Annotated in this window: 12 protein-coding genes; 5 read left to right on the forward strand and 7 right to left on the reverse strand. The window is 73.4% G+C overall.

Translation table 11 applies throughout. The features are described 5' to 3' along the window. Positions 1 to 41 precede the first annotated feature (41 nt). From ACFYM2_RS00650 to ACFYM2_RS00660, 3 genes are all read left to right on the forward strand, one after another. Positions 42 to 998, forward strand: a complete 957-nt coding sequence (locus tag ACFYM2_RS00650) for a glycoside hydrolase family 26 protein (protein WP_388832188.1) — start codon at positions 42 to 44, stop codon at positions 996 to 998. A 161-nt stretch (positions 999 to 1,159) separates the two neighbouring features. Further along, positions 1,160 to 1,507 (forward strand): hypothetical protein, encoded by a 348-nt coding sequence (locus ACFYM2_RS00655; protein ID WP_388832190.1) that lies wholly within the window; start codon positions 1,160 to 1,162, stop codon positions 1,505 to 1,507. Between the two features lie 54 nt (positions 1,508 to 1,561). After that, positions 1,562 to 1,840, forward strand: coding sequence for a chaplin (locus ACFYM2_RS00660; protein WP_358994695.1), 279 nt, complete (start codon positions 1,562 to 1,564; stop codon positions 1,838 to 1,840). Positions 1,841 to 1,946: 106 nt separating this feature from the next. Here the strand turns inward: ACFYM2_RS00660 and ACFYM2_RS00665 are convergent, their stop codons facing one another. The 7 genes from ACFYM2_RS00665 to ACFYM2_RS00695 form a co-directional block, all read right to left on the reverse strand. Further along, positions 1,947 to 2,816, reverse strand: a complete 870-nt coding sequence (locus ACFYM2_RS00665) for a tyrosinase family protein (protein ID WP_358994693.1) — start codon at positions 2,814 to 2,816, stop codon at positions 1,947 to 1,949. Next, positions 2,800 to 3,339 (reverse strand): tyrosinase family oxidase copper chaperone, encoded by a 540-nt coding sequence (locus ACFYM2_RS00670; protein WP_388832193.1) that lies wholly within the window; start codon positions 3,337 to 3,339, stop codon positions 2,800 to 2,802. The genes ACFYM2_RS00665 and ACFYM2_RS00670 overlap by 17 nt, the downstream gene beginning before the upstream one ends. Before the next feature lie 398 nt (positions 3,340 to 3,737). Beyond that, the gene (locus ACFYM2_RS00675; protein WP_388832196.1) at positions 3,738 to 4,388 is read right to left on the reverse strand and encodes a vitamin K epoxide reductase family protein; all 651 of its coding nucleotides are present in this window, start codon (positions 4,386 to 4,388) and stop codon (positions 3,738 to 3,740) included. A 37-nt stretch (positions 4,389 to 4,425) separates the two neighbouring features. Further along, positions 4,426 to 4,926 (reverse strand): DUF5949 family protein, encoded by a 501-nt coding sequence (locus tag ACFYM2_RS00680; RefSeq protein ID WP_350231034.1) that lies wholly within the window; start codon positions 4,924 to 4,926, stop codon positions 4,426 to 4,428. 246 nt (positions 4,927 to 5,172) lie between these two features. Next, positions 5,173 to 5,481: a hypothetical protein gene (locus ACFYM2_RS00685; RefSeq protein WP_388832199.1), complete on the reverse strand. Its 309-nt coding sequence runs from the start codon at positions 5,479 to 5,481 to the stop codon at positions 5,173 to 5,175. 273 nt (positions 5,482 to 5,754) lie between these two features. After that, positions 5,755 to 6,540, reverse strand: coding sequence for a hypothetical protein (locus ACFYM2_RS00690; RefSeq protein ID WP_388832201.1), 786 nt, complete (start codon positions 6,538 to 6,540; stop codon positions 5,755 to 5,757). Between the two features lie 231 nt (positions 6,541 to 6,771). Further along, positions 6,772 to 7,011 (reverse strand): chaplin, encoded by a 240-nt coding sequence (locus ACFYM2_RS00695; RefSeq protein ID WP_358994678.1) that lies wholly within the window; start codon positions 7,009 to 7,011, stop codon positions 6,772 to 6,774. A 645-nt stretch (positions 7,012 to 7,656) separates the two neighbouring features. Here ACFYM2_RS00695 and ACFYM2_RS00700 point away from each other — a divergent pair. Together ACFYM2_RS00700 and ACFYM2_RS00705 are read left to right on the forward strand one after the other, a co-directional pair. Next, entirely contained in the window at positions 7,657 to 8,823 is a 1,167-nt protein-coding gene (locus ACFYM2_RS00700; RefSeq protein ID WP_388832204.1) for a glycosyltransferase, read from the forward strand. Positions 8,824 to 8,873: 50 nt separating this feature from the next. Further along, entirely contained in the window at positions 8,874 to 10,307 is a 1,434-nt protein-coding gene (locus tag ACFYM2_RS00705) for a sugar transferase (protein ID WP_388459793.1), read from the forward strand.

Here is a 10,307-nt window from a genome sequence, read left to right on the forward strand (position 1 = left end):
TCCCCGGGCGCCGGCCCCGGGCGGGTGCGGCGTCCCGCTGCGTGCCGGCCTCGTGGAAGGCCGCGCTCTGCGCGCTCGTGCTGCTGGTCTCCGCGCTCGTCCAGCTGCCGGGCGACCTGCCGCACGGACCGATGCCGACCGGGGCCAGGACGGCGGCGGGCGTCTTCACCGGCTCCGGCAGCGAGGGCATCGGCAAGCTCGCGGCGGTCGAGAAGTGGCGCGGCCACGGGCAGCTGCGCGCGGGCCACACCTATCTGCCGGGCGACACCTGGAGCGGCATCGAGGGCCCGCCGCAGCTGCTCGCGCCCTGGGCCCGCTGGCGCCACGGGCGCGCCGACCGGGTCTTCGTCCTCAACGTGCCGATGCTGGCCCGCAACGAGGACGGCCTGCCCGACACCGAGGTGCGCGACCTGCTCGGGCAGGGCGCGCGGGGCGCCTTCGACGGCCACTTCACCACCCTGGCCGAGCGCCTTGTCTCCCTCCAACTCCCCGACACCGTCGTAGTGTTGGGCTGGGAGATGAACGGCGTCACCTATACGCACCGATGCGCGCCCGACCCCGCCGCGTGGCGGGCGTACTGGCGGCGCGTGGTGAGCGCGATGCGCTCGGTGGCGGGGCAGCGCTTCCGCTTCGACTTCGCCCCGAACCGGGGCCGCGACGCCGTGCCGTGGACCACGTGCTATCCCGGCGACGCCTTCGTCGACATCCTCGGCATGGACTCCTACGACCAGCCCGCCGGCATGTCCTTCCGCGAGCAGGTCGAGGAGCCGTACGGGCTGCGCGCCCAGGTCGACTTCGCCGCCCGGCACGGCAAGCCGGTGTCCTACCCGGAGTGGGGGCTCTTCCGCAACGGCGACGACGCGCGGTACGTACGCGGGATGACGGCCTGGTTCCGCCGCTACCGGCCCGTCTACCAGACCCTGACCGACTACTGCCCGCACGGCGTGTGGGAGTGCCCCGGCCACCCCGAGGCGGCGCGCGCCTACCGGACGCGGTGAGCGCGGGCCGCGCGCTGGGCCGTGCGGGGGCGCGGGGTGGGCCGGACGGGTGGTCCCCGCCGTGCGGCTCGCGTGGCCCGGGCATCCCCGGGAGGCGGATCCCAATTATGCGTATCAGCATCTGATCCCCCCTTTGGATTTCCCGTTGAAGGGTCGCAGGCATGGACAAGTTCTCAGGTCCCGTGGCGCGGGCCGCCGTCGTCGCGGGGCTGGTCGCCACGCTGGGCACGGGGTACACGGCGCACGCCGCGGGCCACCGCGCGGCGCCCCAGCGGCCCACCCTGGCCGACACCGGCGCCGACGCGAACGCCTCGCTGCTCGGCGCCCTGAGCGTGGGCGCGGTCGTCACGGGGGCGGCGGCGGTCGCGCTGTCCCGGCGCGCCGCACGCGGGAAGTACGGCGAGGAGCACAGCGCTCGGCCCGACGCGCGGCGGCCGGTCCCGGTTCCGCTCACGGAGGAACCGATTTGCTCCTTGGTGTCCGTTACCTATGGCCGATCGACACGTTGAAGTGACATGACGACTGCGTGTCTGCGGTCGCGTGTCCATTCAAGGAGAACTTTGATGTCTCGTATCGCGAAGACGGCCGCCGTCGTCGCCGGAGCGGGCGCGGTGGCGCTGGCCGGTGCGGGTATGGCCGCTGCCGACGCCGGCGCCGAGGCCGTCGCGTCCGGCTCCCCCGGTGTCCTCTCCGGGAACGTGCTCCAGGTGCCGGTGCACATCCCGGTCAACCTCTGCGGCAACTCGATCAACGTCATCGGGCTGCTGAACCCGGTGTTCGGCACCACCTGCGTCAACGACTCCCACCTCCTCCACCACCACGGTGGCGGCTACGGGGGCTGACGCCTCCCGGTCCCGGCCGGCCGTCCTCGTGACGGCCCGGCCGGGCGTTTGATCCAACGGTGCCTGCGGCCTCCCGGACTTCTCCCCCCGGGAGGCCGTCGCCGTGTCAGGCGTACCGGTAGATGCGGCTGTGGTCCAAGAGCGCCGCCGGCGCCACGTTCCACGGGGGCATCGGGTCGTGGAGGGCCGCCACCCGGCCGTGCTGGGGGTCGCCCAACGGCGGCGGCGCGTCCGGCAGATAGCGCTTGGAGCGGCGGTGGGCGGCCTGCCAGCGCGACCAGAGGCTGTCGACGAAGGCGTGGTGGAGCCAGAACACGGGATCGTTGACGGCGGCGCCGCCGAGCATGAGCCCGCCGATCCAGCGGTGCACCTGGTTGTGCGTACGGAAGCGGGCGTTGCCCGACGCGTTGGTCCAGCCCTCGATCTTGTTGCGGAACCCGGTCCCGCTCATCGAGTTCCAGGGCGAGACGTCGTACACGGGGTCCGCGAGCGCGTGGGCGACGTCGGCGGCGGCTGGCAGCTTCATGGGGTCCTTGGGGCGGCCCAGGTCCCGGGTCAGGAAGCGTTCCTCGGTGACATTGACGGTGACGTCCCAGGCGCCGTGGGCGTGCGCGAAGGGGCCGGTCATCACCTGGAGGTCGCCCCGGCGGCCGTTGCCGCCCATGAAGTCCTCGCCCCACAGCGACGACGCGGGCGAACTGTCGCGGGTCCAGTCCCAATAGGGCACGGTGACGTGGGGGTTGACCTTGCGCAGGGCCCGCTCGAACTCCAGCAGGAACTGGCGGTGCCAGGGCAGGAAGGACGGCGCCATGTGCGCCACCCGCAGGCCCCGGTCGCCGTCCGAGACGTAGAAGTCGATGTGCGTGCGTACGAACGTGTCGTACTCGCCGCGCCTTTTGAGTTCGAGCACGGCGTTCACGAAGGCCCTGCGTTCGGCGCTCGTCAGGTTCCGCTGGTTCTTACGCGTGTACACCACGGACGGCTCCCCCTTCGTGGCCCGCGTGCACGGGCACCGCCGCCAGCCGGGCGCGGCCCAGCTCGGCGGCGGCGGCGCGGGCGGCCTCGCGTGCGGTGGCGTACGACTCGTAGTGGTCGACGGAGCTCAGATAGCTGCCGTCGGCGCGGCGCATCAGCATGAGCTGGCGGTCGTCCACGAACACGGCGGCCTCGGAGCCGTCCGCCCCGAGGGGGCGGCCCTGGATGCGGTGGCCGGCGTACATCTCGTCGAAGAGGGTCCCCTCGGGCACCGGGGCGGCGGAACCGGGGTCCGTGGCGTCGGCTGTGGCGTCGGCCGTGGTGGCGGAGGGGATGCGGGAGAGCGCCGCGCCGGTGAAGGCGACGGCCGCCGAGGCGAACAGGGCGCGCAGCAGACCGCGCCGGGCGATGCGCCAGGTGGTACGGGGCGGGGGCGCGCCGGGCCTCGTGGGCTCGGGGGCGCGGCCCCGGGGGCGGGTGCGGCCGGTCCGTCGTGCGCGCCAGAAGTGTGTCGCGTCGTTCATGGGCGTCTCCCTCGTGCTCGCTCGCGCGGACGGGGCCGGCACATGCGTCGGCCCCGGAAACCGTCCTGGTTCCGGGGCCCGTCCGAGCGTCCGCTCTCCTTGTCCGATGCCGGGTTCAACGAGGCCCCCCGGCGCAGGAAACGGCCGCCGCGCGCCCATCGGAGCCGCCGGCGCTCCCCGGGCCGGTACTGGGCGCACGGCCCGGGGAGGCTTCAACCATGCGACTGGTCGCTGGGGTCAACGCCCGAGGTGGGTACGCGTGTCGGGGGCGGGACCTGTTTTCACGCGGTTGGCCCAACGTTCCTGCTCGGCCCGGATCAGCCCCTCTCGTGCGGTCTCAGGCCGTCTCGTGACATCCCATGCCGTCTCAGCCCGTCTCAACCCGTCTCAACCTGTCTTCAGCCCGTCCAGAAGTCCCACCAGCGGGTCAGGATCAGCATCGCGATCACCCCGATGTGCACCACCGGCGCCGCCCAGCCGGACTCGGCGCACAGGCCGCGGGCCCAACTCGGCGCGGGCAGCGCGCCCTTGACGACGTTGAGCGTGGTGACCCGCCAGAACAGCACGATGGTGGCGACCCACGCCAGACAGCACCACAGGCACAGCGCGTCGATGCGGTACAGCGACTCGAACTGGAGCCAGCTGACGAAGGCGACGCCGAGGGCGGCCCCCGCGTTCAGCGTCAGCCAGTACCAGCGTCCGAACCGGCCGCCACCGAGCAGGCTCATGCCCACGCAGCACACGATCCCGTACGCCACCAGGCCCAGCATCGGATTGGGGAAACCGAAGACGGACGCCTGCGCGCTCTTCATGATGTTGCCGCAGGAGATCACCGGGTTGAGGCTGCACCCGGGGACGAAGCCGGGGTCACGCAGCAGCTCGAACTCGTCGAGCGTGATCACCCACGAGGCCAGCAGGCCCGCCGCGCCGGTGAGCACGACCAGCCAGGCGAAGCCGCGGCCGGCACCGAAGGCGGCGCCGGCCGGTGGCGGCGGTCCGGACGAGTCGGTGACCGCCGCCGGCTCCTGGAGCGTCCCGGGGAAGGGCATCGGTGTCGTCTTCCGTTCCGTTCTCGTCCGGCGGGGCTCAGCCGCGCAGGCGGCGGATGGGGAGCAGGCAGTGGCCGGCGGTGGTGATGGTGGCCTCGTCGCCCGCGAACGCCCTCAACTGCTCGTCACTGACGGCGACGCCCGGCACGGCCTCGGGCCAGGAGCGGGTGGCGAACATGAACTGGACGGTGCCGCGCGCCTCGGCGGCCACCAGCCACTCGGGCGGCACGGGGCACTGGACGGTCATGGTCGGCAGGGTCAGGACGGCCCGGCCGGCCTGCACGATCAGGGTCAGCGGGAACGAGCCGCCGTGACTCTGGTCGACCACACTGCCGGCCGGCATGCCGATCTCGTCGAGGAACGACCGCGCCGCGACCTCGGCGCCCTCGGGGCCCTGGACGCCGTCGCCGAGGGGGTACGCCATGAGGAAGGGCACGTCGCCGGACTCGTCGGGGTGCTCGCCGCTCCACGCGATGACGATGAGCGAGCCCAACAGGGCGGCCCTGGAAGGCTGTACGGCACTGGTGGATGAAGTCATGGCGGGACTCTAGGACATTACGGGCCGAGCCCTTCGCAGCTGTCACTCATCCGGATGAAACGCCTTTTGCGGGGCGCGGCGGGACGCCGCAGGGCGCGGCGGATCACGGGGAAGCCGCTTGGAGCGCCGGGCTGCCACGGCCGGGCCCGGACATGCGTGAGCGGCCCCGGGAATCCCCAACTCCCCGGAGCCGCCCAGCCATGACGCTGGCCGCGAGGGCACCTGCGGCACCCCGGGTGGCGTCGGCTAGCCGATGGGCAGGCCGCCGAGCAGTTTGCCGGGCCCGGAATGGCCATGGGTCTTGTTGAGGTCCTTGGCGGCGCCGGCCGCCGAGTGCAGCAGCGAGCCGTCCGACTTGGGGTCGAGCAGGTTGGTCTGGACGGGAGCCGCGTCGGCCAGGGGGTCGTTGGCCATGTGGGCGGTCAGCGCGTCGAGCCCGGCGTTGAGGCTCATGGGCGGCATGGGGGGCGTGGCGCCGGCGGCGAAGGCCGGAGCCGCCGCGCCCATGACCGCGAGGGAACCGGCAACCGCCGCGGCTGCCTTCATCGACTTCATCATCAATCCTTCCGCGGCGAGTTCGATCGCCGAATCGGCCGTATGACACGCGCCTTGGCGGTGCCGCACGTATCCCTGATCGCTTTGCGATGCTTCGCTCTGGGTAACGACTCCCGGACAGTCGGGAAACCCTTTCGGCCCGGATTGGGGCGGGATTCCCCGACAGTTCTCATTGGCGTACGTTCATCGATTTCCGTAGGAACCCGCACAACGGAAAGCGCCGGATCCGTTTCCGGTCCGGCGCTTGTGCGGTACGGCTCAGGGGCGAACGACTCAGGCGGGCAGCTTGGGCGGCGCCGCCGGCTGTGCGCTCGCCGGGTGCTCGGGCAGGCCCGGGAGGTCGGGCACGGGCAGCCCCGCGCCGAGCACCGTGGCGACGACGACACCGACGAGGCCACTGACCACGGAGTTCGCGGCCGGTACGACACGGGCGGCGTCGGTGCTCGTGGCGGCCTTGACCAGGTCGTCGACGGACTTCCTGAGCGCGGAGACGGCCTCGGCCCTGACGTCCGCAGGACCGGCGGCCTCCTCGGGCCCGCCCAGCGGAGCCGAGGGCCGGGTGGAGAGCACGGAAGTGGCCGGGGCGGCGGGGGCGGCCGGGGTGGCGGGCTTGGCCGGGGTCGCGGGCGTCGCGGGGACGGCGGGGACGGCCGGGGTCGCGGGCTTGGCGTGCGCGGCCGGGCTCGCGGGGACGGCCGGGGTGGACGGGGCGGCCGGGGCGGACGGCATGGCCGGGGTGGAGGGCACGATCATGGCCGGGGTGGCCGTCTTCGAGGCGTCCAGGGCTTCCGTCGCCTTGCCCGCGAGCGCCGAGACGTCGGACGCCGACTTGCCGCCCAGCACACCGGACAGCAGATCGGTGACGGGCTTGAGCACGCCCCCGAGGCCGGCCAGCGCCGTGACCTGCTGGAGCAGTGCGCCGGTGCCCTGCGCCGGTTTCTGGGTGGCGGCCGGTGACGGCGGCGCGGGGTCGGCGGCCGCGGCCGACCCGGCCGTGGCGATGACGATCGCGGTCGACAGGGCCACTGCGGCCAGCCGCCGCGGTGTGCGTGCGCGCATGAAAGGGTCTCTCCTTCGCTGGGACAGGCGGTCCTTTCACCGTGCGTGGACCCATCACCCTCCGCAACCGCACGGCCGCTCCACGCACCCGGGCCACGCGCGACGCGCCGCGTGGAGCTGGCACAACCCCGGGCACGGGCGCGGTCGCGCGCTCTGCGCCATCCGAGCGGCACCGGGCAGCACAGAGCCCCGGCACCCCCTTGGCAGGGGCGGCCGGGGCCGTGGCGGTTACTACTTGTTGACGCAGGTGTTGCCGAAGGCCGGGTTCAGCAGGGCGATCACGTTGATCGTGTTGCCGCAGACGTTGACCGGAACGTGCACGGGGATCTGCGCCATGTTGCCGGACAGCACGCCGGGGGAGTTGGTGGCCGCGCCCTGCGCGCCGGCGTCGGCGGCGGCGACGCCGGCCCCGCCGGCAATGGCGGCAACGGCAGCGGTGGACAGGACCAGGGCCTTCGCGGTACGCGACATGGAGAAGCACTCCTAGTTCGGGAAGTCATGGGCCTTGGGAGCAAGGCACTGACCGGGTGGTGTCACTCGACCTACACCTCAACGCGCCCCCAGGCGCCCGGTTTTGCCCCTAACGGGTGAACCCGGGTTTCCGGTGGCGAAAAGATGGTCATGAGCCTTGTTTCGTACCGGCTTGTTTCGTACCGGACCCACGGATGGCGGCCCCCGCCGCGGACTTCACCCTTTCGGGTCATCTCTTCACGCGGGTGTTGCCGGGGCGCCGGCCTGCCAGGACGCCGCCCGAGCAGGCCAGGCCATGCCCGGTGCCGCCCTTTCCTATTCGAATAAAGATTCCGGGTAGAAAAGCGGCCACCGATACAACGAGCCGGTCGTCAATGAGATACGGCAGATCGCCCGAAGGGACACTCCGGTTCACGCATTCATGACAGGACCGGGTCGTAAATACGGTTACAGTGCTCCTCGCCCCGGGGCCGTTCGACGCGTGGGGCCCCCGGTGACTGCGCGGCAATCGCACGACCGGTAAAGCGGAATTCAAGAGCGGGACCGCTCTGCGCGTGAGTCCCACAGCACCTTTGCCAGCTTTGTCACCTTTGTCAGGCTTTTGTCCAGCTTTCATTTCGAGCGCGAGGACCGGAGTGAGCGCGCATGCCCACGAGAGCCAACGCCCCCGGCGGACCCGATGGGCCGGGGCCCGCAGACGACTTGAGTGTCCTGCACCTGGTCCAGCCCGTTGAAGGGGGCGTAGCCCGAGTCGTCACGGACTTGGTACGGGACCAGCTGCGCAGCGGATTCCGGGTCACCGTGGCATGCCCCGAGGGAGGCCCGTTGAGCACCGAACTGTCGCGCCTGGGCGCCCGGGTGTGCGCCTGGCGCGCCACGCGCTCGCCCGGCCCCGCGCTGCTCGGCGAGACGTGGCGGGCGGCCCGGCTCATCCGGCGGGTGCGCCCCGACGTGATCCACGCGCACAGCGCCAAGGCCGGCGTCGCCGGGCGTCTGGCCGCGCGCGGCGCCGTCCCCACCGTCTTCCAGCCGCACGCCTGGTCGTTCGAGGCGGTCGGCGGCCTCACCGCGTGGCTCTCGCGCGGCTGGGAGCGGGCGGCGGTGCGCTGGACCTCACGCGTGGTGTGCGTCAGCGAGGGCGAGCGGGCCACCGGGGAGCGCGCCGGGGTCCTCGCGTCGTTCGCGGTCGTCCCCAACGGCGTCGACCTCGACCACTACCGCGCCCCCGAGACGGCACGCGCCGCCACGGACGCGCCCCTGGTGGTGTGCGTGGGGCGGCTGTGCCGTCAGAAGGGGCAGGACGTCCTGCTGCGGGCCTGGCGGGACGTGAGCCGCGCGGTGCCCGGCGCCCATCTGGTCCTGGTCGGCGACGGCCCCGACCTGGCGGCGCTGCGCGCGGCGGCGCCCGGCTCGGTCTCCCTGGTCGGCCCGGTCACCGACACCGCCGCCTGGTACCGCGCGGCCGACCTGGTGGTGCTGCCCTCTCGCTGGGAGGGGATGGCGCTGGCCCCGCTTGAGGCGATGGCGTGCGGCACGCCGGTGGTGGTCACCGACGTCGGGGGCTCCGCCGAGAGCCTGGCGCCGGGCCACGCCCCGCTCTGTCTCGTACCGCCCGAGGATCCGGGGGCGCTGGCGCGCGCCCTGACCCGCCTGCTCGCGGACGCCCCGCTGCGCGCCGGCCTCGCCCGCCAGGGGCACGAGCACGTGACCACCACCCATGACGTGCGGCGAACGGCCCGGAGCATCGCGCAGGTGTACCGCGACGTGGCCGCCCCGCTCCACTCCGAGCACAGGGAACCCATCAGCCAGTGACCGCGGAAAGCATCGTCCCGTCCGCCGGGGGGCCGCCCCACGGCACCGGGATGTCAACGGGAACCGTCTCGGTGGTCACGCCCCGCGAGGCGCCGGACCACTTCGTCCCCCCGGCCGGACGGCCGCGCACGGGCGGCACGTTCGTGTCCGTCCTGCTCGCCGTCGACTGCGCCGCCGGACTGCTCGGCATCCTCGTCCTGCCCTACTCCGGACTGCCGCCCGGGCCCGCAGGGCTGCTCGTGGCCACCGTGCTCGCGCTCAACGCCCAGGCCGGGCTCTACCGGCCGGTGATGGCGGGCGGTGTGCTCGGCGACGTGCCCGCGCTCTGCGCGCGCGCCCTGACCGGCTGGTGCGTCCTGGCCGCCGTGCTCACCCAGCGCAGCGTCCTGGTGCGCGAGCCGGACGACGTGCCGCTCGCGGTCTCGGCGGTGGCGGCCGGGTGCGCGGTGCAGATCCTGGCGAGCTGCGCCGGGCGCGGCGCCGCGCTGTGGCTGCGGCGGCGCAAGGCGGCCCGCAGGCCGCGCCCCGCCCTGGTGGTGGGCCCCGCGTCCACCGCCGTACGCGTCAGCGCCGCCCTGGTGCGCCAGGCCCGAGGCGGCATCCGTCCCGTCGGCGTCGTCGTGCCGCCGTCCGAGACGGGCGTGGAGGCCGGGGCCGTGCCGGTCCTGCGCAGCGTGGAGGAGGTCCAGCGCGCCGTCATCCAGAACGGCGTACGGGACTGCCTGCTCACGTACGCCGTCGAGGCGGGCGGGCCGACTCCCGTGGCGCCCGCGCTCCTTGAGGCCATGGGCTGCGCGCTGTGGCAGCTCGACACCCGCGCCCCCGGCCACACCGCGCCCGGAACGCAGAGCGACGAAGTGGCCGCCTTCCCCTGCCGGCCGCTCACCAGCAGCCCCGCAGGCGCCGTCGGTCTCGGCCTCAAGCGCCTGCTCGACCTGGCCCTCACCGTGCCCGCCCTGATCGCGGCAGCGCCCGTCCTGCTGGTGTGCGCCCTGGTCCTGCGCCGCAGCGACGGGCCCGGGGTCCTCTTCCGCCAGGAGCGCATCGGGCTGCGCGGGCAGGCGTTCACGCTTCTGAAGTTCCGTACGCTGCGCCCCGACACCGTGCACGAGGCCGCCACCCGCTGGAACATCGCCGACGACCACCGGATGAGCCGGGCCGGGCAGTTCATGCGGCGCACCTCCCTGGACGAGCTGCCCCAGCTGTGGAACGTGATCCGGGGCGACATGAGCCTGGTCGGCCCCCGCCCCGAACGGCCCTTCTTCGTCGCCCAGTTCAGCAACGCACACCCCGGCTACGCGGCCCGCCACCGGATGCCGGTCGGCCTCACCGGACTCGCCCAGGTCCAGGGGCTGCGCGGCGACACCTCCATCGAGGACCGGGCCCGCTACGACAACTACTACATCGACCACTGGTCGCTCTGGCAGGACCTGTGCATCCTGCTGCGCACCGCCGCCTGCCTCGTCCGTCCCACCGGGAGCTGA

This window comes from Streptomyces sp. NPDC006711 (genome assembly GCF_042869775.1).
Lineage (GTDB): Bacteria > Actinomycetota > Actinomycetes > Streptomycetales > Streptomycetaceae > Streptomyces.

What these genes read in the sequence shown, in the direction of transcription:
- ACFYM2_RS00655 (WP_388832190.1), top strand. Translation starts at nt 1,160, where the DNA reads ATGGACAAGTTCTCAGGTCCCGTGGCGCGGGCCGCCGTCGTCGCGGGG.
- ACFYM2_RS00695 (WP_358994678.1), bottom strand. Translation starts at nt 7,011, where the DNA reads ATGTCGCGTACCGCGAAGGCCCTGGTCCTGTCCACCGCTGCCGTTGCC.
- ACFYM2_RS00685 (WP_388832199.1), bottom strand. Translation starts at nt 5,481, where the DNA reads ATGAAGTCGATGAAGGCAGCCGCGGCGGTTGCCGGTTCCCTCGCGGTC.
- ACFYM2_RS00675 (WP_388832196.1), bottom strand. Translation starts at nt 4,388, where the DNA reads ATGCCCTTCCCCGGGACGCTCCAGGAGCCGGCGGCGGTCACCGACTCG.
- ACFYM2_RS00660 (WP_358994695.1), top strand. Translation starts at nt 1,562, where the DNA reads ATGTCTCGTATCGCGAAGACGGCCGCCGTCGTCGCCGGAGCGGGCGCG.
- ACFYM2_RS00680 (WP_350231034.1), bottom strand. Translation starts at nt 4,926, where the DNA reads ATGACTTCATCCACCAGTGCCGTACAGCCTTCCAGGGCCGCCCTGTTG.
- ACFYM2_RS00700 (WP_388832204.1), top strand. Translation starts at nt 7,657, where the DNA reads ATGCCCACGAGAGCCAACGCCCCCGGCGGACCCGATGGGCCGGGGCCC.
- ACFYM2_RS00705 (WP_388459793.1), top strand. Translation starts at nt 8,874, where the DNA reads ATGTCAACGGGAACCGTCTCGGTGGTCACGCCCCGCGAGGCGCCGGAC.
- ACFYM2_RS00690 (WP_388832201.1), bottom strand. Translation starts at nt 6,540, where the DNA reads ATGCGCGCACGCACACCGCGGCGGCTGGCCGCAGTGGCCCTGTCGACC.
- ACFYM2_RS00670 (WP_388832193.1), bottom strand. Translation starts at nt 3,339, where the DNA reads ATGAACGACGCGACACACTTCTGGCGCGCACGACGGACCGGCCGCACC.